Consider the following 22,365-nt stretch of genomic DNA (forward strand, 5'->3'; position numbering starts at 1 on the left):
ACTATCGAATGATTTCTGCCTGTTCCAGGTAGGGTTGAAATTTTTTAAAAATAGCTTCTTCGGCAAGGGTAAAGAGAGTAATTGCCGTGCCACTCTTTCCAGCGCGAGCCGTTCTTCCAATTCGATGTAAAAAATCATCGGCCTCATGGGGAAGATCAAAGTTGACGATTAATTTAATATTGGGAATATCCAACCCCCGTGCTAGTAGGTCTGTGGTGACCAGAACTCGAAATTTTTCACTTCGAAAATCTCTTAAAACTCTTTCTCTGTGTCCTGTAGAAAGGGCACCGTGAATCACCTCTGTGGTGATTCCATTAGAGACGATATGATGGTGTACGCTTTCACTGTTTGCTTGATTATTTACAAAAACAATACATTGTCCTTTTCTTAATTTAAGAGCCTCAAGAAGGCGATCTTTTTTAGAATTAAAGTGAGTGAAGATCACGATTTGTTTAAGGGTAGAAACAGGTTTATGAGTGCCTTCAGCTTGAATTAAGAAAGTATTTTCTCGTAAAAAACTTTTCGCAAACTTTTCTGCTTTTGGTGAAAAACTGGCTCCAAACATGAGGGTTTGAAAATGACCTCTCATTGTGGATCGAATTGATTTTAGTTGAGGTTCAAAACCCACGTCGAGCATTCGATCAGCTTCATCAATAACTAAGATGCTCATTTTTTGTAATAACAATTTGTTATTGGATAAATGTTCAAGAAGTCTTCCTGGAGTGGCGACAATAACACGAGGCAGTTTGTTCAATTGACTTACCTGCTTTTTGTCTACCTTTCCAGAAACAACCAGACAGGTTGAAAAGTTTAAGTCAGAGCAAAGATCATTAATTACTTGATAAATTTGATCTGCTGTTTCACGACTCGGGGTCAGTATCAAGGCTCTCGTACTAGGATCCTGAAGCAGCTTAGCCATGATGGTCAAACCATAAACTAAGGTTTTTCCGCTGCCCGTTGGCGCAATTCCTATAAGATCCGGTGTGTCTTCAGCAAGGGTTAAAGGAAGGGCTTGTTCTTGAATCGGAGTAGGTTTGTTAATTTGAATCCTTTGTAAGGTGGATAGTACAGGGGCAGGCAATGGCATTTCAGAAAAAGAATCTTTTTTAATTTCAGATTTCAACCAAGTCATGGGTGTATCCTTTGTGAATGATTAGGGTATAAAAAATACTCTAGGTTTTTTTAATTTTCTCTTCGAATTGAGTTAAGATTTCAGGATGTGTTCTGATTTTTAGGGTAACACCTTTTTCATCATAGGATTCAGAAAGAACTCTTGTCTTGGCCCTTACTTCGCCAACAATTCCTTTGGCAAGGTAGGGTACGAAAAGATCAACGTCGGTCATATCATTTTCAAAATAGCTAAGAATTTTATTTCTAAGACTTGTTATATCCTCTTTATTTCGAGTAGAAATAAAAATAGAATTGGGAAATTCTTTTTTCAACGCCATTTTGATTTCATCATTTAATCGATCGCTTTTGTTTAAGATCATCAGAGAAGGAATCTCTGTGGCTCCAACCTCAGCCAGAACCTTTTGCGTTACCTCTAATTGCGAGCGAAAAGACTCGTCTGAGGCATCAACAACATAAAGCAAAAGGGAAGCATGCAGAGCTTCATCGAGTGTGGACTTAAAAGAGGCGACAAGATCATGGGGTAGCTTTTTTATAAATCCAACAGTATCAGAAATTAGAATTTTAGGGCGGCTTTCTGGATACATTGGACGAATCGTCGTGTCCAAGGTTGCAAATAATTTATCAGCGATTAAAATATCACTCCCAGTAAGAGCACGCATGAGTGAAGACTTCCCTGCGTTTGTGTATCCAACCAGCGCCACGCTGATTTCCTGTCCTCTGCGGGCTCTTCGGACTTCATGTTCATTTCCTAAAGCCGCAAGATCTGTTTTCAACTCCTTGATGCGATCGCGAATTTTTCTTTTATCCAGCTCCAAACTCGTTTCACCAGAGCCTTTACCACCAATGCCTCCACCTTGACGATCACCGCCTTTATTAGTTTCTCGCAATCGAGGAGCTACATAAGTCAGTCGCGCAATTTCGACTTGAAGTCTAGCTGCTTTCGTCTTTGCATGGCGGCTAAATATTTCTATAATGACTCCCGTTCGGTCAAGAACGGGGACACCACTGGCACTTTCAAGATTTCTAAGCTGTGAAGGTGAAAGATCACTATCAACAATAACGATATCGGCAGAACCTGACTCCATCAGGTTGTCTGAAAAATCTGAGTTTTCTGAGTTATCTGAGCTTACTGAATCTTCCAGACTAGCGGGCTCTTCTGAGTTTTTTTCGAGAGCCCACTTCAAGGCAGCCTTCGATTTTTTATGCTCCACCAAAGAAGCAATCTTTCCACTTCCACCCGTCCAGCGAGCTAATTCCAGTAATTTACCATCCCCAAGTACGTTAGGTGATTTATCGGAACTACGTCGTTGTACCACTTTTCCAATAACCTCATAACCTAAAGTATTTACCAATCGAGTTAGCTCTTGCAAAGAACTTTCAAACTCTCCTTGAGTCAGCTTTGGAAGTTGAATACCTACAAGAACGGCTTTTTGAGTTAAGGAATCATTCGATGCTAGCATGGTTAGGAAGTGTACTCGGTTTTTTTCTATATAGCAATGAATCTGACTTGGTCTTAAGATTCTGGCTCCATGCTAATTCCAAGTAAGCTAAATAGCCCCTGTTGGAGTTGGAGTTTGGTGCTCGTTATAAATTTCTCGAAAATAGTTCACGTGATCATCAACCATTTTCTCTAAAATAGGACTTAATTCATCAAAGTTATTGTTGAACTCCTCGGCATACTTTTCTTTTTGTTTAGCATGAAACTTTCCCAGCCAATAAAACATGTGTTTTGCATAATCTAAATGATTTTGAACTTCATCTAGGGTTGCAGGTAAAGCTCCGCCATCAAAGTTTGGTTTTACCTTCTCTCTAACGATATAAAATCCTGTCTGGGTATTTAAGACTTTAATTATATTACCTTTGGTTTCCTTGGGTCTAAAGTTCGTTAAGACCTCTTTAATTCTTTTATCAGGTGTGCTTTGAGCTAAATTTAAAGCACTTGCTGCAGGATCTACTTGAGCTTTGAACTCAATAATTTTATAATTGTCAGAATCATTTTCTTTAATCAGATAGGAAAATCGTGGGACTCCCATGCTACCTCCATTTTCCTTAATTCGTACTCCAAAATGAATAATGGTACCCATTTCTTTCAGTTCATTTTCAAAGAGGTTTTGATTTTTATTGTATATTTCTTGGACTTCAGAGCTCGTGTCTTTTAAATCAGATAAACTTAATCTTGTCTTAAAATATTCTTTATCTTCTGCGAGTTTTTTATAATTAAAGGATCTGGGGGGTGTTTTATTTAAAATTTCCTCCAAGGATTGAACCTTGGAGAGGTCTTTTCCTTTGAGTCCTAATTTATAGGAGAGGATAGCATCTTCAAAACTAAGACGGTTGGGCCAAACTTGATTGTAGGATAAAGTATGAAAAAGATCTGCTAAAAACATTCCAGTTCCACCATCATCGACATCAATAATACCAATATCCGCTTTATCTGTTTTATCTGATTTATTTTTGAGTTTTACAATATCTACATTATCAGGTTTGGCGTCAGCCGCTATGATCCCAATATGGGAAACTATTTTTGCAAAAGGGTTTGATTTTGCTGATACCATTTTTGCATTATCCCGAAACCAAGCTAAGGAGGCAGCTGGGTTAGACCTCATAAATACAAGAAAATCGCCAGGCACTTTTCTAATATAGCTTTCAGGTGTGTTTCTATTACTTTTAGCGTAGGAGTCAACGCAGTTATTTTGAGCGAAAGCAATAAAATGAAAACTCAGCAGTATAATAAAACTATTTAAAAAAAGATTTTTTATCATAAACTTCCTTTAACTTCCTTTCAAGCAAAGAAATTTCGTTCAATGCCATTAAGAAATTCCAATCAATGCGATTGTTCATCTTAAGTTACATTTTTTACAAACTACCTGAGCCAATAGCCGAGAGAGCTTTATTCCCAAAATCTGATAAAGCAAGGCAAAGGCCAAAAAGAAAGCTCAATCAAGACAAGGAGGTCTGGGATCTAGAGAAATAACCATTCAGAATCTTTAATAAATTTCAAGTAGGTATTTTCTAGAGTTTTTAAGAAGTTACTATTTTGTATTCTTTGCTGGAAAATGGTCACACACGATGTCTGACTTTTGTACACAAATTTTAAAATGATCCCACAAATTCCTCTCACTAAAAAAGCATTCTCTAGAAGATTTAGAGTCGAGTGGCGAGGCCGTCTTTGAGGGCCGAGCGGCTTGCTTTTATTGCCGGTATCATACCAACGAGCGTGCCGCTAAGAAGAATAACTGCTAAATAGAAAATTTCAATCTGAGTGAACATAGCTCCTGAAGTGTAAAATCCAAATTGAGTTTCTAACCATTCAGCCAAGACAAAAAAGCCTCCCGTTTGAATGAGAATGCCACCAAGAATGCCGCTTAAAGTGAGGAGAGTGCTTTCAAATACGAGCAGTAATGTGATATTGAGTGGGCCAGCACCAATAGATCGAAGTATCGACATTTCTCTGCGTCTTTCGTTAAGTCCGGCTAAAATAGTACTGATCATGGCAGCAAGGCCGACAATTAGTACCATAAAGGAAATAATTTTAAGGATGGTTTCAATATGACTTAACCCACGCCATAAATCGGCAAGCGTCGCACCTGGAATAATAGCCAAGAGAGGTTCAGATTCATAATTGTTAATGGTCCTTTGCAGTTTCAAAGTTTCAATTCTTGAATTTGTTCGTAGAAAAAAGGAAGTGATGGGACCGATTTTTATGGATTCTTTGTTGACTTGATTTTGATGAATTACATTTTTTGCCGAGGGAGCTGCGCCGTTTTTCCAATCGATATGAATGGCTTCCATTCCATAAAGTGAAATGTAAATACTTTGATCCAGAGCTGTTCCCGTTGGTTTCAATATTCCACTGACGGTAAAAGGTTTATCGTCGTGCATTTGAATGCCGTCACCACGAGTCACTCCATGGGCAATGATAACGTTATCGCCTAATTTATATTTTAATTTTTGCTGAGCCTCTGCTCCCACAACCACTTCCCAAATATCTAAGGCAGGGGTTCCCTCCGCTAACTCTACTTTTTGATTTCCTCGGTAATGATAGTGCTGGTAAAAATTTTCGTCGGTGGCAACCACTCGAAATCCCTTATGTCCATCACCTAAACTATAGGGAATAGTCCAAGCCACTTCGGGCATTGCTTTAATTTCTTGATAACTTTCCCAAGAGATGTTGTTAGAGGGGCTACCCATATTAAAAATAGTATAGAGAATCAAATTTAGAGGTCCAGTTCTTGCGCCAACTAGCAAATCGACCTGACTCACAGATTGGGTGAAGCCCTCTTCCGCAGCTCTTTTGGTTCTTTCAACGGCTAATAATAAGGCAACACTCAATGAAATAGAAAATACAGTGAGCAGAGTGGAGTTCAATCGATTTTTGAGTGACTTTAGAGCGAGGGTAATAAAAATCATTTGGGACCTGCTAAATTAATTTCGGGTAAACTCAAGGAACGATCAAATAAGCTTTTCAAAGTACGATCATGACTTACAAATAAAACTGAAATTTTGTATTTTTGACAAATTTCAAATAATAATTTAATGAATTTTTCACGATGATCAAAATCTAATGAAGAGGTTGGTTCGTCGGCTAAAATAATATCTGGTTGCCCAAGAATAGCTCTAGCTGCGGCAACTCTTTGTTGTTGGCCAACAGATAACTTAGTTACTTTCTTTTCAACAAGTTCTGAAATGCCGAGCTGTGAGCAAAGTTCTTTCGCTATGACAATTTCCGATTCCTTGGGTACCTTGGATCTTTTTAAAGGACTTAAATAAAGAGGGAGAGTTATGTTTTCTAAAACACTGAGGTAAGGAATAAGATTAAAACTTTGAAAAATGTAACCTATATGGTTAGCTCTAAAACGATCTCGAGCTGAGGGACTCAATTTAGTTATATCCTCATTAGAGATATTAACCAATCCAGAATCGGGAATTATCACGCCCGCCAAAGTTTCTAACAGAGTTGTTTTTCCACAACCACTGGGACCGTATAAAAAAACTTTTTCTCCTCGAAAAATGGAAAAAGAAGGTATGTCCAAAACTAATTGAAGGCTATCGGAATATTTAAATTTTACATTTTTAATTTCAATCATATTACTTCAAATCAATGGTAATGACTTTTTGTTTTGCTTCAGCTGATTTTTGAATATCACCAGCTAATACAATGATATCCAAATCTCTAAGCCCTTTGAAGGATGTGAAATCAATTATTAATTTAGTTCCGATAACAGTTTTCTTGCAACGTATTTTAAAATCAGCAACGAAATCAGAATGATTTTCATTATGATCGGGGCCTTGAGTGGTCATTCCTATTTTTTCTTTCGAAAAAGAACAGCCGGTGGAAGGATCAAAAATAATCATTTTTGAAATTTCGGCTTCAAATTTAGCGATCAGATCTTTTAATTTTTTCTGTTCAAACTCTGTTTTAGCTTTATGTTCGAAGCCTAAAAGACTATCGGATGCCGTTTTAAACTCAACCTCACCATCTAAGGAATCTAATGCAATGTTTAAGGAAGCCGCGCCATGGACATGAGCATCTTGATGACGATGAGGGGCTTTATCAGAAATTGCAGATAAGGAAATAACAGTGATCAAAAAAAATAGTGATTTCAATTTTTCTCCTTGCTCTAGTCCTTTAAACTCACGTTTTAAGGAATTTTTGATTGCTGTTGGAGTATATATCTAAATTTTAAAAAATCATTAATAAGTTTCTAAGCTGCCTTTTTTTTTACTCACAGGTTGGCAATTTTGGACTCCTGTTTCATAAATCAGGGACGTTGTCTCATTTTGAGAGCTCATTATAGCTCCTAGTCTATCTGAGGCATTCCTATCGGCATGTTCTTTGTACCGTCTTAAAGTGAGGTACAAATGAAAAATTCACTGCTTTTTTTATTGTCGATAATCCCCTTATTTTTTCAGAATTTTTTAATTTCCAATATGTTCGATAAAAAATTATTTATAGATGAAAAATCAAGAAAAAATCATGCGAAAGAAGTGTTAGGAAATAGCTATCACAAAAGCTCGGCTTCAAAGTTAGAAGGAGAAAAATTTTTTCATATTTATTTGTTTGATATCGTTCAGTCCAAACTTCCCATAAAGTATAAACAGAAGGCCAAAGAGATAACTAAAAGTATCATTCAAGAGTCCAAGAAATTCCAAATAGATCCTCTCTTTGTCGTTTCGCTTATTTTTGCTGAAAGCTCATTTAATCCTGAGGCCAGAGGGCTAGCTGGTGAGATTGGACTTATGCAATTAATGCCAACGACAGGGAAAGAAGTTGCTAAGAGAATAAACGTGTCATGGAAGGGATCTAAGACTTTAAAAGATCCTGTCAAAAATATTATCATTGGAACTGCTTATTTGGGACAACTAAGGGGTTACTTTGAAAACAGCCCCCCGCGCTATATCTCAGCCTATAATTCGGGACCAGGAAGAATAAAGAAAATCGAAAAAATTAAAGACTTGCCTCATTTCTATTCTACGAAGATTCTAAAACATTATGAAAATTTTTATAAAAAAATGGCTTCAAACAAAGTTCCAGATAGTTTAGCTTTTAATTAGATGAGCCTTCAAACAGAAGATTTTTTTCAAGTAATTTTTTGATCCCATATAATAGTGAAAAAATCATGAACATAAACAAAGCAGGTAACCAGAATATCCAAGGGGCCACAAGAAATTGAGTTTGTGCTTGTTGAAAAATTTCACCCCAGCTCGCTGTGGGTGGCGCTATTCCCATTCCAAGAAAATCTACAATTGATAAAAATGTAATAAAACTGATGATGGAAAAAGGTGCAGTTGTAGAGACTAAAGAGAGAGAATTAGGTAACATATGTTTTAAAATAATTTGAAAATCACTCATACCAAGAAGACGAGCCGCGTGAATAAATTCCTGATTTTTGAGCTCAAGGATTTGAGTGCGCATGAGGTTGGCAACTTTCACCCAACCTAGCGAGGACAAATAAATTGCTAAGAGGTAGATGCTGGGTTCAAAAATACTAATCAAAACAAGAATTAAGAACAATTGAGGAATACTTTCTATGATTTCAATAACACGCATGCCAAATAAATCAACATAGCCTCCGTAGAAACCCATGCAGACTCCAAAGCAAATGCCAATAAGGGAAGAAACAAGCAGACAAATAATTCCATAAGTCATGGTATTACGATATCCGTAGATAACTCTGGCAAATAAGTCTCTTCCTCGATCGTCTGTTCCAAAAAAATGATGAAGGCTAGGAGGTGAAGGGAAGACATCAAGCGCCAAGTCTGTTTCATTTGGGTTCCATCTGATAAGGGGCCAAAGAGCAAAGGTATTTTTCTGGGGATCTAATTGTTTATAATTAATAATGATTTCATTTTTTATTCCTAAGTCTTCTGGAGAATAATGATAAAAAATTGGAAACAATACTTTGTTATTATAAATAAGAAAAAGAGGTTTGTCATTTATCCATAATTCTGCAAAAAAACTTAGTAGAGTTGTGAAAATAAAGAAACCTAAGCTCACTTTTGTCATTCTTAATCTCCCCAATCAATTCTGCGGTCTAAAAAATGAAGACAAAGATCTGAAAAACATCTCAAACCAATTAAAAAGAAAGCTGTAAGTAAATTAATAAAAATAAGTGTGTTATAGTCCCTATTGATGATCACACGAAAACTTAAATAGCCAAGACCTTTTATATTAAATACATTTTCAACAATAAGTGAAGATGAAATGAGTAAAAGAACCAGAGTGTTTAAATAAGACAATAGAGGCAGAATTGAATTTCTTAATACATGATGAACAATGATATCTTTTTTAGATAATCCTTTGGCTATGGCAGTTTTAATATATTCTTTCTTAAGAATGGATGTCGTGGAATTTTGTGTAATGAAAGTAACTTCAGCAAGATGGCTTAATACATAACAAAAAACAGGAAGAAATCCAAAATAGAGTCTATCTATAAATTGGTTAGGTAAAGCTAAGCTATTAAAATTGTCGGATTGTCTTCCTCCCAAGGGAAATAAATTTAAATGGTTATGTCCTGAGAAAAACATCAATAAGAAGATAGCCAGAATATAAATCGGGGTCATATTTAGAAAAAGCAATACTGAATTACTGGCATGATTGGCAAATGAAGAGAAAGAAAAAACCTTAAAAACGGTGATAATAACAGAAAAGAACAATATGAAAAAAACTGAAACTAGAAAATAAGGAGCCGTGATAAAAGCTTTTTGTAGTACCAAGGAGCTGACTTCCACATTGAAGATTAAACTATTTCCAAAATCAAAATGAACTGCCTTTTTTAACCACTGCATGTAATTTATTAGAATCCCTTTTTTAATCTGGTTAGAAGGGGAAGGCGTGTTCATAGGTGAATCAGATGTCATAAAGTTTTTATTTTTTAAGACATCTAAATCTGTCACGGTATTAATTGATAACAAAGCCACAGAAAGAAAGGAAACTGATAAAATTGTAAGAAGAGCGAGAGCAAATCTTTTGATAAAATAAATTAACAATTTAGAGTCCTATTTCTCTAGCCACCAGGTATTAGAGCCAACGTTATAATTAAAAGTAGGTTTGAGTTTTTTAATTTTTGCCGAGGTTGCATAGTAACTGTAGCGATCACTGAACATAAACAAATAAGGAGAATCTTCAGCAATGAGTCGATAGGTTTTTTGTAATAAAGCAATTCTTTTCTTTTTGTCTGATACAAATCGTGCTTCATCAATGAGTTTATCTACTTCTAAATTTTTATAACCAATAAAATTTGAACTACCTTTGGTTGCAGAGGAAGAATGCCACACTTGTTTAGGATCAGGATCAACACTTCCTCCAGCCCAGGAAAGCGCCATCGCATCAAATTTGGACTCATCAAGTAGTTTGAGCATCGAGTTAAATTCTAAAAATTTTAGATTCATTACGATGCCCACTTTGCGCATATCTTCTTTTAAAATAGTCCAAAGCTTTTCAAACTCCTTATTGGCAAAGACAAGGGTAAACTTAAATTCGACCAGTTTTCCATCTAGTGTTTTATCCAAAACCCCATCTTTGTTGCTATCTTTCCAGCCAGCATTGGTAAGAAGTTCCAGAGCTTTTTTTGGATCATAAAGAATGGGTTTGATATTGGGTGCGTATTCGCTGACCGGAGAGATAGGAGCGGAAACTAACAAAGAGTTATTGTTAAAAAACTTTCTATTTATTTCTTCTCGATTGGCGAGATAGGATATTGCCAATCGGATATTTTTATCTTTAAATAAAGTATTTTCTAGATTCCAGCCAATATAACTCCAAACTTTTGGTATTTTGTTTTCAACTTTATATTTAACTAATTCCTTCCCCCAGGGGTCGCCAATAGCTCGCTTTTCATAGATCTCTGAATTTCTCCACTCAATGTAATCAATTTCATTTTTTTTCAATTTTTCAATTTTTATATTTTCATCAGCCAGAAATTTATATTTAACTTCTGAATAATTAAAAATATTTTTATTTTTTAAGGATTTTTCACTGTAATGCGTGGCAAATTTAATTAGATCTATACCAAGTCCTTGTTCGTATTTTTGTAATTTATAAGCACCTGAACAAGTTAATTGGTAATTTAAATCTTTATTTTTTTCTGGTAAATTATAAATATGTTTAGGAATAATGAAATGACCTGCAACAATATCAAAATTTTTAAAATAGTTATTTTTGAAATTAATTTTAAGATTTAATTTATCGATAACATCTACGGATTCAATATTTTCGAAATATGTTCTGATCGGCGCGTTTGTCATTTTTTCATTTTTAACAATATCGAAAGAGAATTTAACATCTTCCGATGTTAATTCCTTATCATCATGAAAAAACAAATTGCTCTTGAGAGTGAAGTAAGCTGTTTTACTGTCGTTCGAGAGAGCCCATTTTTCAGCTAAAGCAGGTTCCCATTCATAAGTTTCTGGATTTCTCGTAAGTAAAGAATCACATATCCAACTCTGGATTTCATGGGCGTAGCCGGAAGTGGCAGAAATAGGATTTAGAGATTCTGGTTCCTCATCAATAGTTAAGACAATCGAGCCACCCTTAGTTACCTGTTCTTCATTTTTGGCAGCAAGGGATGATTTCATTGAAAAAAAGGATAAGAGTAATATTCCAATTATTGATAATAAAATTTTATTTCTTATCATTTACAAACTCCATAGGCTTTGAGAATAAAAAACAAACAGGCTTCTTTCAATGAGAAAAAAGCCTGTTTGTTTTTTAGAGCGCGTTTGAAAAGTTAGGGCTGCTAACCTCTGGCATACCTTTTATTCATGGATTCTCTGATCTCGGCCCCTTCGATGCTTAATCTCGTCCAAGGAATGGCTTTAAGTCTTTCTGGCTCAATAGCCTCTTCTGTTTCTTCGCAGAATCCGAAGGAACCATTTTCGATTCGAGCTAATGCGCTCTCAATTTCAATAAGCTGATTTCTAAGGCGATCTTGCATATTAACAAATTCTTGCTCGGCAAGAATTCTAACCGTTTGATCAGCTTCATCCCCTCCGGTCTCTAAACCGTCAAGCTGATGTTTGGCATCGCGAACTCTATTTAAGAGCTCGGCTTTAATCTGCAATAATCGCTTTTTACAATCAGCAATTATACTTTGTGAAACTCCGGCACTCCCTGCCATTTCCCCCTCCTTATTAACCAAGTTATAGTTTTTGAGGTAGTTCATTACTCTTAAACTACGCTTATCGGAACAATTTGGAACTTCTAGAGTCTATGTTCCAAATTGGAACTGACTTATTAAGAATGAGAATTGTAAATTTTGCAAGAAATTTCTTAAAATTGCTTAAATTTATTCAACTATATGATTATACTCATGTAATTCAATATTCTATTTATGCTGAGCGCTGATATAAATTAAAAATTAAGGTCAAATGTCATAATCTTATTTTAAATTTTTGCAAGATGCTAATTTTAAGAGCAATGCGTTGGAGGCCTGATTTAATTTTTCAATTAAATGGCTGGAATTTTGACTTCTCTTCTGTAGGGCCAAAGATTTATTTTTTAGCTCAAGAATTTTGATTTTGCTGATTTGTCCCTGATTTAATTCAGCTTCGGCAGAGATACTATTAAGCTCATCAATAATGAGTTTTTGGTTAGTTTGAATTGAATTCAATAATTGTTGGTAGGCGGATTTCATTAAAGCAATATCATTGGAGGATTTCTGACAAGTAGTTTGAGTGGCTTGGGAAAATGAACCGCCAAGTATCAAAATTAAGAATAAAAATAAGACAATGTTTTTTGATACTTTTAGCATGACCACCCCAATGGTATGATGAGTCCGAAACTAACCTAGCAAGTTAGATCTAGCAATTTAGACTCCAGCTCAAATGCATTAGAATATTTATAATATTAAACAATAGTTTCTGAGTTGATAAAGTTTTCAAACTCGTCTCTTGTTTTGTCAATAGTATAGGGTAGTAACAATCTTGCGACGTGGGTTTTGCCTCTATCAATGGATTTTCTTCCCGTCGTTTTTTCGGTACTTTCAAAAAATTGAAGAAAGGTTGTTGCCATGGCTAATAGAGATTCAAAAACATAAAGCATTTCATTATCATTTTTAACTTTTGTCATTTTTCCCTGCTCAACCCAATGACGATAAAGAACTCGCATGTGTTTCATCATCTTTTCAACGTGGATTTTCCACATTTTACTCAAGCTTGGATCTTTGCGACGTATGGAATACATCTCTCTATGGAAAAAACGATATTTCCAATAGACTTCGAAATTTTCATCCACAAACTCCATGGGGCTTGTCTTCAGACTTCTTTTGGGCCGCCAAATTTGATAAGTCTCTTTGCACATTCTTTTGAAAAGTTCTAGGATGATTTCTTCTTTGTTATCATAGTGAAAATATAAATTACCAGGGGAAATACTCATTTCTTTGGCAATGTGGTTTGTAGTTACAGCCACAACACCATTTCGATTAAAAAGTTCTATGGAAATATCTAAAATACGATCTTTTGTTTTCATAGAGTAACTATATAGGCTTAGGTCTATAATTCTTCAATAACTATTTGATTTTAACACCAAGTCCAACTTGTCCAATGAAAAAAATCCGTGTTAGAATGTTAAGATATGGTTATTTTTAAAAAATTTAGATTTTCACTCTCAATTGTTGTTTTTATTATACTGTCTTCGGTAATCCTCACTGCCTTTAGTTCTGAAGAATCTGATATCGAGATTCTTTCTAAAAAAATTAAATTAAATATAGAGCAACGTATTTTGGTTTCAAAAGGAATTTCATCATTCGTAAAAGATAATCATTTCCCTGCCTCCGCCGACTTTCAATTGAGTACAAATAATGAAAATCTGAATATTGAATACACCTTAGATAGCCGAATGCAAAATGAAGCTGATAATCTATTTAAGAGATACAAACCAGATTATGGAGCTGTTGTTCTAATGGACGCCACCACGGGTAAAATTTTAGCATTATCAAGTTATCAAAAAGACAATCCCAAGGCTTCAAATTTAGCCGTCAGAGCGAGCTACCCAGCCGCCTCGTTGTTTAAAATCATAACTGCTTCAGCGGCCGTTGAAAAGGCAGGGATTACTCCGTATCATACCATTACCTTTAATGGCGGTAACTATACTCTCTACAAAAAAAACGTGATGTCAGATAAAGTAAATCGTTGGAGTCGAAAGATCACTCTCAAGGAAGCTTTTGCTCGGTCGATCAATACGGCTTTTGGCAGACTCAGTTTAGAGACTTTAGAACCAAGCGATATTTTAGATTTTGCAAATAGATTTATGTTTAACCAAGATATTCCGGCAGATTTTGACGTCGAGAAGGGGGTTGCAAGTGTGCCCTCTGAAAAAAATTTCGAGTTGACGGAGGTGGCTTCTGGCTACAATAAACAAAACAGAATTAGTCCCATTCAGGGAGCGATGATTGCTGCTTCCGTAGTAAATGATGGTAAAATGTTAATTCCTTACATCATTGACAAACTCAAAGACGCCAAGGGTGATGTTGTATACAAAGGAGAGCCTTTGGAAAAAGGATTTGTGATGACTCCTGAATCTGCTGCGCAAATAAGACAAATGATGGAACAAACGGTTCTTGGGGGGACCTCCCGAAAGAGCTTTCGCCAACTTGTTAAAGATCGGCGTTTTAAAGAAATTGAAATGGGCGGCAAGACTGGCCACCTTACGGGTGACAATCCAAAGGGAAGGGTCGATTGGTTTATAGGTTATGCCAATGATGATGAAAACAAGCGGTTGGCAGTCGCGGCCATCACTGTAAATAAAAAATATTGGACTGTGAAATCATCTTATATAGGTCAATTTATGTTTAAATCCTATTTTGAGCCCTTCATGAAAAAAAAAACGGTGGCTCGTAGATAATTTGAAACGGATACCTAGGGGCCCGTCCAGAAATAAATGCTCATTCTACTCTTTTTTATTGGTCGAAGACTCAACTAAAAAATCTGAATTTGTTTCCTCAATTTTTTTGAATTTGGCTTCAATAATATCTTTATCCATTGTGTGAGAAACAGTTTGGGAATTGGCTTGGGGGCTTTGCCAATCTGATGACGGAAAGGGGCCGGATTCAAATTTTTGATAATAAAATTTAAAACCATTGGTCCCAAATTGAGTGAAAGAATTATTTTTCGCAAAGACCTTTTTAAGTAAAAATCCCTGAAAACCCCAAGCTAAAAGAGTTCGAACAAAGGGAAGTAATATGAATAATCCCAATAGCTTACTTATAAATGAGGGAAAGATTAATAGAATGGCAGCGATAAATGTCAAACCTTGTTTAATTAAAGTTTGAGGAGGATTTTGGGTGTTTTGGATATTGAGAATGAGGGTTTTATTTTGATTTCGAAAAATAAGAATTCCTATTATTGTAGGAACCAAATAGACGAGTAGGGAGTCTATAAATCCAATTTGATTTATCATGGTAACAAATATAAAAATTTCTAACAAAAAAAATAATAACGGCATACAGATTTTCTCCCTCGAACTCGAGTTAATAGAAATTAAGTATAATTTGCAACAACGGGGCAGTGATCACTGCCCTCAATATCATCCAAAATGGCAGAAGATCGTAACTTTAAATTCAAATCTTTGGTAGAGCAGATATAGTCAATTCTCCAGCCTCTATTGGAAATTCTAGCAAGTTCACGATAGCTCCACCATGAATATTTATTTAGAGTGTTCGGATTTAATTTTCTAAAAGTGTCTTCAAAACCAATTTCTAAAAAATCATCAAACCATTTCCGTTCCTCTGGTAAAAAACCACTGACAGTCGCTAATCTTATGGGATCATAAACATCAATGTGACGATGAGCTACATTGTAATCACCGACAACAATAAGTTGCTTTCCCTTGCTGACGAGATCTTTGAGATGTTTATTTAATCTTTTTAAAAAGATTTGTTTGAAGTGATGTCTTTCTTCGCCAGAGCCTCCATTTGGAAAATAGATATTGTACAAAATAAAATCTCCAAAATCAGAAAGAATGGTTCGTCCTTCCTCTTCATATTCTGAGTAGCCAAAATGAGTCTGCCAGCTCAGTGGTTTTTTTTTCGAAAATGTGGCAACCCCTGAGTACCCTTTTTTTTTGGCAGAGGACCATAAAAAATTCTCGTAGCCAAGATTTTTAAGATCATCAGATACTTGGTCTAATTGTGCTTTGGTTTCTTGAATACAAAAAATATCTGCATTTTGCTGTTTAACAAAATCTACGAGCCCCTTTTTTGCGCAAGCCCTTATCCCATTTACATTCCAGCTGACAATTTTCATTGAGTGAACCTGTCTCTTTCTGGGATTTGTCTACACTAGTTTAAGGATAATTTCTACTAATTAAGTGCTTGCTGGTTGCATAAAGATACATACACAATTAGAGTCACTTTAAATTATGAAAAATTTAAAACAAGAATATATTCATCATTTAAATCACCGGTTTGCAGATTTCAGCTCGCAAATTCCTTCGAATTTTTCTATTGAAGAACTTATCGATGAGAATTTATTAAGTTCATTTGTTCTCGAATTGCCTAAAGAAGTGCTTGAAAAACTAAATGACTTTGTAGGGGCTTTTTATGCTTTAAGAGAATCTCCAGAATACAGCTCCTATCTTAAAGGTAAATACCATAAAGACATTCCTGATCCAGGAAATAAATCATTGTTCATGAGCTATGATTTTCATTTAAGTGAAGAGCAGGTGCCTAAACTCATTGAGATAAATACCAATGCTTCTTTTTTAGCTCTAGGTTTTTATTTTTATGAGCTGTTAAAATTACCATTAGGTACGGATTTTAATATTTCAGATTTAAAAAAAGATATTCTTGAAGAGTTGCGGTTAAATGGAAGAAATGTTCATGATCCAAAAATATTAATTGTAGATGAAACTCCAGAAAAACAAAAACTATATATAGAATTTTTGGTCTATCAAAGTTTGTTTCGTTCTTTTGGATGGAATTGCCAGATTGTTGATTATAGAGGGGTCTTTGAACCTTTTCCCGACCTTATATATAACCGTTGGACCGATTTTTATTTTGAAAAGGGAGAATCCAAATATTTAGACGCTATTTTTAGAAGTAAAAAAGTTTGTTTTTCTCCTAATCCCTTTGAGTACTTTCTTCAGGCAGATAAGCAGCGTTTGGTTGATTTGAATGAGCTTTCATTTTGGGAGGGAATGAAGATCCCGGTTGAAATGCAAAAAACAATTAGGAGATCCATCCCTTCAACACAATTGGTTTCTGACCTTGATAAAAATGAGTTGTGGAATTCACGAAAAAATTTATTTTTTAAACCGACAAATTCTTTCGGTTCCAAACAAACCTACAAAGGGGCTTCTATTTCAAGAAGGGTATTTGAAGAAATAACTACTTCTGAATTTATTGCCCAAGAATATGTAGGGGCGTCAGAAAGAATTTTTAAGACTCCCGCAGGGCCGGAATCCTTTAAGTTTGATCTTCGGTGCTATGCCTATAGGGATAAATTACAAATGGTCATAGGTAGACTCTATAAAGGTCAAGTGACCAATCTTAAAACCCCTTATGGTGGATTTTGTCCCATAAAATGGATATGATGCAAATATATTGGATAAGATGCAAATCTGACGGAATCACGCTTTATATCTGACCTTTTGGGGACAGGCTCTAAACCTGTAACGGCTCCTTGTCCCTTGAATACGCGTCGTCAAAATAAGTATTGACTTACATATATTTTACATAGTAATTTGTATGTAAATGAAGAAAATGATGCCATCGTCCCTCCCTTTAAACAGTGTAAGAAGATTTGAAGAAAGTCCAAAACCTTTAACTCCTAAAGAGTCAAAGGTTTTGGACTTTCTTGCCGAGTATTTTATATGCAACGGAAATAGTCCGAGCTATCAAGAAATAAAAGATTATTTCAAGTTAGCTTCATTTAATTCCGTTCAAAACTATTTAAAACAATTGGCAAAAAAAAATTATATTCAGCTATTCCCTCATCAAAAAAGATGTATAGAGATCATTAAAACATCTGATTTTTTAAAAGAAAAACTTTGTCTATCTTCAGGAATGGTAGCTGAAAACTCTCCCTTTAGTCTCTCGAAGAAGGCAGGGCTTAATTCTGATTCTCAAAACAGGCTCCTCCAGAAAAGCTTGCGGGATCAGAATAAAGCTCTGCCCTCTCCCCTTAATCAACAAGCTTCTTATGGGAAATCATTCATGGAGTCTCCATTTCATGAGCTCCCTTTTCTTGGACGTGTTGCTGCTGGAAATCCAATTGAACGTGTTATCGATAATGAAACTATGGCTATCCCTCCTTATTTAGTAAAAGACCCCGATCTTACCTATGTCCTTCAAGTAGAGGGTCTTTCAATGATTGAAGAGGGAATTAATCCATTAGATTTAATTCTTGTTCAAGAACAGTCTTCGGCAAAAAATGGGGATATTGTTGTGGCTTCTGTGGAAAACGAAGCTACAGTTAAAAGAATTTATTTTCATCCTGCAGATAAAAATAAAAAGGAAACGCTCATTGAGTTAAGACCTTCGAATAAAAATATGAAATCTATGTTTTTTGGGGACGAGAAGGTGCAAATTCGTGGAATAGTTATTGGACTGATACGTAAAATATAATCTCAGCTATAAGTTTTTTTTATCACACTAAGGTAGTTCACTATTTTTATTATAACTTGTGAAGTTATTTCTCGACTTAAGTTCATTACCAATGTTGCAATCGAAAAAGAATTTTTAAATTGAGTTAAAAAAATAATTACAAGGAAGATGATTATGACAAAAAGGATTTTGTTTTCATTGCTATCATTAGCATTCGCTTTTTCACCCCTCACTACAGCTACAAATTCAGTTCTGCCGATATATCGATTGAATGAGGTTCAGCACCGAATCAGTGTTCAAGCTCCTCAGAATTATGAAGCGGTTCGACAACTTATGGGTTGGCTTAAGCAGAGTGATTATGACATTGCGGGAGTTAACTGGAAAAATGGACTTATCGAAGTGATTACGGATGATCCAGGTCTAGCGAAACTAAATCAATATAGGATTTCCTATAGTATTATCAAATCCAGACGTTCGGGTGTTGATTCTACTGAAAAGATAGATTCAAGGTTTTTAAACCCACAAACAGTCGAAGCTAAATTGAAGCAATTGAGCCAACAGTTTCCTCAATTCACCAGACTGGAACAAATTGGAGCTTCCAACCAAGGAAGACCTATTTGGGCGATGTTATTATCATCGACTCCGCAAAAAAATGATCCGGCATATTTTAATAAGCCAACATTAATAGTCGATGGAATGCACCATGCGCGTGAAATTATGACTTCAGAAATTGTGATGGACGTTGCAGATGTTGTTCTTGGAATGAAGAGAATGGTAACGCCATGGAATCAAATCATGGATAGATGGAATATTTGGATTGTTCCCATGTTGAATGTCGACGGTAATAATATTGTTTGGACTCAGGACAATTGGTGGAGAAAAAATGGCCGAGCCAATAATAGCAAAGTTTTTGGTGTCGATATTAATCGTAATTACCCTTTTCGTTGGAATACTTGTAATGGTTCTTCAGGTTCTACCACTTCAGATACTTATCGGGGCGATAAACCTGGTAGCGAACCAGAAAGTCAGGCCTTGGCTCGGTTAGGCTATATGACGAACCCAACAACTTCTTTAAGTTATCACTCTTACAGCGAAATTGTTTTGTATCCTTATGGATGCCAAGGAAGCTTTACTAGCCAAGCAGCATTGTACCAAAAAGTTGGGAATGAATTGGCAAAAATGATCCCCAGTGATTCGGGTAATGGAACCTACACGGCGGGTACTCCGTGGCAGTTGTTATACTCGGTTGATGGTGATTCAATGAGCTTTATGCATTCTGAATTTGGTGCTTTATCCTTTACGCTTGAAGTAAATCAAAGTTTTCAGCCGCCTTACGAATTGAGAGCCCCAACATTAGCAAAACATCGTAAAGCATGGTCTTATTTCATACAAAGAACATCACAGAATCTTTTCAGTCTAAAAGTAACAGCTAGTTTAAGGAATAGAGGAAATGCAGAGAGCTTTGCCGCTGGAGATGCTACCGTTGCGATCTCCAGTATTAATAATACTCTTGGAGAAAAACCTTTTAAAACAAACCCAGCAGGTAATTTTTTTAAAGTACTAGATCCAGGGGTCTATAACATCACAGTGAAGTTAGCAGATGGAAGAAGCAAGCAATTCCAAATTGAAATGAAGGGGCAACCGTTAACAGAAATGATTCAATTTTAGACAATAAGTATTTATTTCTAGACGGGCCCTAAGTTAATATTAGCTGGGAGAAATTTTATTTATGAATAAAAAAACTGTCGTTATTGGTGCCTCCGAAAATCCAGAAAGGTATTCCTACAAAGCAGTTGAAAAACTGTCTTTGTATGGACATTCTGTTATTGCAATTGGACGTTCTGAAGGTGCCATCAATGAGATCAAAATTCAGACGGGAACTCCTTTCCTGACAGGTATTGATACTGTGTCTTTATATTTGAGCCCCGAAAATCAAGAATCGATAATGGATTATATTGTCAATTTGAAACCCAAGAGAATTATTTTTAATCCAGGAACAGAAAATCCAAAGTTAGAAAAATTTGCACAAAGTAAAGGCATACAAACCATTGAAGGATGTACGCTGGTAATGTTAAGTACCAATCAGTATTGAAGAGGCTAATTTTTTTCTGTAAAACCAATCAAGATTAGAGTAATTAATTTGAACTAAAATAATTTAGTTATACATTGGTTATATATGGGAAAAAAAAGTGAACAAACCTACGAAAAAATTTTAGATGCGTCTCTAAGTTCTTTATCCAAGTATGGAGATCGCGGTACAACGTTTCAAACTATTGCAGATATAGCTGGTGTCAGTCAGCCTTTGGTTTCAAAATATTTTAAAACCAGAGAAGCCGTTTTGCCTATTGTTATTGAAAAGTATTTGGGGGAAGTTCGTGATTTGACAAGCCTTGAGTTAAAAAAAAAAAAGAAGGCAAAAGATCAACTTAAGCGCTACCTTAGTTTTACTATAAGTTTCTATCGAAAAAATCCTGACCTTTTTAAAATTTATTTACTTTTACAATATCAAGCTGGATTTGATGAAGAATATTTAAAAATAAATACCCAAAGAAAAAATTTAGCTACGGAACGAATAAAAAAAATAATTGATCTTGGTATAAAGAATAAAGAATTTGTAGGTTGTCGATCAGCTGTTGTTGCCAAAGTGATTCATAGTTCTCTCGTTGGGCTGATTATAAGTATGACGACAGAGAAGTTGGAATGTTCTGACAACCAATTGTTAAAAATATTAAATGATTTGGTAATGAACTATTTGCGACAACCACAAGCTAACAATTTCAACAATTAGGTTTAAAAGAGAATTTGGTTTACTGGTTGCAGTGATTCAATAATGTTCTTTTATATCATTTTATAATCTTAATGGAGTTGACAGTGAAAATATTAATGGCAATTTTGCGCCTCTATGTCATTTTTTTTGACAGTTATCAGAGGTAAATTAACTCATGAAGAAAATCTTATTATTGTTATTTATATTCACCTTTGTACAGGCGATTGAAAAAAATCAATGTGTGAGGGCCTATCATGATTCAAATTTTCGTTCAAATGATGAGTGGGTTAAATATATAAAAGAAGCTCAAAAAGTATTTGATCGGCCATTTGATTTTATTGCCGCAACGAGAGTTCTGATGAAACCTTCAGGCATGAGCAAAGATGAGTCACTTTATCTTATGAGAACATACGATACAGATATTCCTGGTTTAACTTTTCCCGTTCCCTTGACGGGTATTTCAACCATTAAGAACGGTGTTGTAACAAAATACCTTCAAGAGGCCTATCGAGCCATGGCTTATGAGTACTTAGAGGGGGATCACAAATATAAAAATGAACGAGCTGTAAAAATCGCTCAAGAACTTGAGCGCCATGCACAGGATATTGAAAATCATTTTGATGAGCGATCCTATTTTTATATGATTAAAAACCCCTTGACCTTGAACGAAGGCCTATTAAAGGCAGATCGCTTTTCCAGTTTTTTGATGTTGTACGATGGCTCTAAATACAATGGGGAGTTAAAGTTAACAAGAATGGAAAGAATTTTAAATGAAGATTTTCAAGTACCTTTTTCTGAACTAAGGCCCAATGAAGAAGAAGGTATTGTAGAGCTATTTCATGGATATAATCATTCAGATCCAGAACTTAAAGGTTTAAATCATTTTTTGTATTTATTGAAAGAGGCTGGGACTTATATTGATATGCAGTTTCTGAAACAAAAAAGACCAGTGCGTATTCGGATTCTTGCAAGTTCTTCACGTTCTCGTCTTTATGAAAAAGTTTATGGTTTCAAAATTCAAAGAAATTTTCAAATTGATGAAAAGAATAAATTAATATGGCTAGAAATGAGTGGTGAGGATTTTATTAATAGGTTTGGAAGCCGATGGTCCGAATGGCAAGAAAGACTTCATATGCCAGGCGCACCTCCACGTTATTTAGGAAATTCAATTTTTCTACGAAATGAAATTTTAGTTTATCTTCACTATCAAAATAAGGAATATAATCAAATACGCTATCTTCTCTCCCAAGGAAAAACAGTTTCACGAGGAGGCAATGAGCCACCTTACACAAACCTAGCGCAGTTGGGTTCTTTCTGGGACTTTGTGAATGATAAAATGGAGTTTCGAGTAAGGCCGAATAAAATAAATGGATTTATTCTATTCTGATGCTCATTTTTTTATAAAAGCTCAGATCCTAGTTTTCT

Annotated in this window: 22 protein-coding genes; 8 read left to right on the forward strand and 14 right to left on the reverse strand. The window is 35.4% G+C overall.

Annotated elements, in window-relative coordinates; all coding sequences use genetic code 11:
• Nucleotide 1: 1 nt before the first annotated feature.
• The 6 genes from J0M15_03940 to J0M15_03965 form a co-directional block, all read right to left on the reverse strand.
• Nucleotides 2-1,132, reverse strand: a complete 1,131-nt coding sequence (locus J0M15_03940; protein ID MBN8536174.1) for a DEAD/DEAH box helicase — start codon at nt 1,130-1,132, stop codon at nt 2-4.
• Nucleotides 1,133-1,172: 40 nt separating this feature from the next.
• Nucleotides 1,173-2,591, reverse strand: a complete 1,419-nt coding sequence (gene hflX, locus J0M15_03945) for a GTPase HflX (GenBank protein ID MBN8536175.1) — start codon at nt 2,589-2,591, stop codon at nt 1,173-1,175.
• An 87-nt stretch (nt 2,592-2,678) separates the two neighbouring features.
• On the reverse strand, nt 2,679-3,893 hold the full coding sequence (locus tag J0M15_03950; protein ID MBN8536176.1) for a hypothetical protein: 1,215 nt from the start codon (nt 3,891-3,893) through the stop codon (nt 2,679-2,681).
• A gap of 382 nt (nt 3,894-4,275) precedes the next feature.
• A complete protein-coding gene (locus J0M15_03955) occupies nt 4,276-5,541 on the reverse strand; it encodes an ABC transporter permease (protein ID MBN8536177.1) in 1,266 nt (421 codons plus the stop codon).
• Nucleotides 5,538-6,218: an ABC transporter ATP-binding protein gene (locus J0M15_03960; GenBank protein MBN8536178.1), complete on the reverse strand. Its 681-nt coding sequence runs from the start codon at nt 6,216-6,218 to the stop codon at nt 5,538-5,540. Before J0M15_03960 ends, J0M15_03955 begins: the two co-directional genes overlap by 4 nt.
• A gap of 1 nt (nt 6,219) precedes the next feature.
• Nucleotides 6,220-6,738, reverse strand: a complete 519-nt coding sequence (locus tag J0M15_03965; GenBank protein ID MBN8536179.1) for a DUF2796 domain-containing protein — start codon at nt 6,736-6,738, stop codon at nt 6,220-6,222.
• A 255-nt stretch (nt 6,739-6,993) separates the two neighbouring features.
• Here J0M15_03965 and J0M15_03970 point away from each other — a divergent pair, with 255 nt between their 5' ends.
• A complete protein-coding gene (locus J0M15_03970) occupies nt 6,994-7,686 on the forward strand; it encodes a lytic transglycosylase domain-containing protein (protein ID MBN8536180.1) in 693 nt (230 codons plus the stop codon).
• On the opposite strand, the gene J0M15_03975 is transcribed toward J0M15_03970, so the two are convergent.
• From J0M15_03975 to J0M15_04000, 6 genes are all read right to left on the reverse strand, one after another.
• Nucleotides 7,679-8,638, reverse strand: a complete 960-nt coding sequence (locus J0M15_03975; protein ID MBN8536181.1) for an ABC transporter permease subunit — start codon at nt 8,636-8,638, stop codon at nt 7,679-7,681. The genes J0M15_03970 and J0M15_03975 overlap by 8 nt on opposite strands.
• Before the next feature lie 2 nt (nt 8,639-8,640).
• Nucleotides 8,641-9,621, reverse strand: a complete 981-nt coding sequence (locus J0M15_03980; protein ID MBN8536182.1) for an ABC transporter permease — start codon at nt 9,619-9,621, stop codon at nt 8,641-8,643.
• Between the two features lie 9 nt (nt 9,622-9,630).
• Nucleotides 9,631-11,268 (reverse strand): peptide ABC transporter substrate-binding protein, encoded by a 1,638-nt coding sequence (locus J0M15_03985; GenBank protein MBN8536183.1) that lies wholly within the window; start codon nt 11,266-11,268, stop codon nt 9,631-9,633.
• Between the two features lie 101 nt (nt 11,269-11,369).
• Nucleotides 11,370-11,750, reverse strand: a complete 381-nt coding sequence (locus tag J0M15_03990; protein ID MBN8536184.1) for a TraR/DksA family transcriptional regulator — start codon at nt 11,748-11,750, stop codon at nt 11,370-11,372.
• A 261-nt stretch (nt 11,751-12,011) separates the two neighbouring features.
• Nucleotides 12,012-12,383 carry a hypothetical protein gene (locus J0M15_03995; GenBank protein MBN8536185.1) on the reverse strand — a complete coding sequence of 124 codons (372 nt, stop codon included), beginning with the start codon at nt 12,381-12,383 and terminating at the stop codon, nt 12,012-12,014.
• A gap of 95 nt (nt 12,384-12,478) precedes the next feature.
• On the reverse strand, nt 12,479-13,099 hold the full coding sequence (locus J0M15_04000; GenBank protein MBN8536186.1) for a TetR/AcrR family transcriptional regulator: 621 nt from the start codon (nt 13,097-13,099) through the stop codon (nt 12,479-12,481).
• Between the two features lie 105 nt (nt 13,100-13,204).
• Here J0M15_04000 and J0M15_04005 point away from each other — a divergent pair, with 105 nt between their 5' ends.
• Nucleotides 13,205-14,473, forward strand: coding sequence for a penicillin-binding protein (locus tag J0M15_04005; GenBank protein MBN8536187.1), 1,269 nt, complete (start codon nt 13,205-13,207; stop codon nt 14,471-14,473).
• 45 nt (nt 14,474-14,518) lie between these two features.
• Here the strand turns inward: J0M15_04005 and J0M15_04010 are convergent, their stop codons facing one another.
• Nucleotides 14,519-15,073 carry an FxsA family protein gene (locus tag J0M15_04010; GenBank protein MBN8536188.1) on the reverse strand — a complete coding sequence of 185 codons (555 nt, stop codon included), beginning with the start codon at nt 15,071-15,073 and terminating at the stop codon, nt 14,519-14,521.
• Between the two features lie 35 nt (nt 15,074-15,108).
• Complete coding sequence (xth, locus tag J0M15_04015) at nt 15,109-15,873, reverse strand: exodeoxyribonuclease III (protein ID MBN8536189.1); 765 nt, start codon at nt 15,871-15,873, stop codon at nt 15,109-15,111.
• Between the two features lie 115 nt (nt 15,874-15,988).
• Between xth and J0M15_04020 the strand changes: the two genes are divergently transcribed.
• The 6 genes from J0M15_04020 to J0M15_04045 all read left to right on the forward strand — a co-directional run bounded on the left by J0M15_04020 (nt 15,989) and on the right by J0M15_04045 (nt 22,327).
• On the forward strand, nt 15,989-17,161 hold the full coding sequence (locus J0M15_04020; protein ID MBN8536190.1) for a hypothetical protein: 1,173 nt from the start codon (nt 15,989-15,991) through the stop codon (nt 17,159-17,161).
• Between the two features lie 172 nt (nt 17,162-17,333).
• Entirely contained in the window at nt 17,334-18,194 is an 861-nt protein-coding gene (lexA, locus tag J0M15_04025) for a repressor LexA (GenBank protein MBN8536191.1), read from the forward strand.
• Between the two features lie 153 nt (nt 18,195-18,347).
• The gene (locus J0M15_04030; protein MBN8536192.1) at nt 18,348-19,841 is read left to right on the forward strand and encodes a hypothetical protein; all 1,494 of its coding nucleotides are present in this window, start codon (nt 18,348-18,350) and stop codon (nt 19,839-19,841) included.
• A gap of 61 nt (nt 19,842-19,902) precedes the next feature.
• The gene (locus tag J0M15_04035; GenBank protein MBN8536193.1) at nt 19,903-20,265 is read left to right on the forward strand and encodes a CoA-binding protein; all 363 of its coding nucleotides are present in this window, start codon (nt 19,903-19,905) and stop codon (nt 20,263-20,265) included.
• A gap of 84 nt (nt 20,266-20,349) precedes the next feature.
• Nucleotides 20,350-20,961, forward strand: coding sequence for a TetR/AcrR family transcriptional regulator (locus tag J0M15_04040; GenBank protein ID MBN8536194.1), 612 nt, complete (start codon nt 20,350-20,352; stop codon nt 20,959-20,961).
• A gap of 154 nt (nt 20,962-21,115) precedes the next feature.
• Entirely contained in the window at nt 21,116-22,327 is a 1,212-nt protein-coding gene (locus J0M15_04045; protein ID MBN8536195.1) for a hypothetical protein, read from the forward strand.
• Nucleotides 22,328-22,365: the final 38 nt, after the last annotated feature.

This window comes from Deltaproteobacteria bacterium (genome assembly GCA_017302835.1).
GTDB lineage: Bacteria > Bdellovibrionota > Bdellovibrionia > Bdellovibrionales > Bdellovibrionaceae > UBA2316.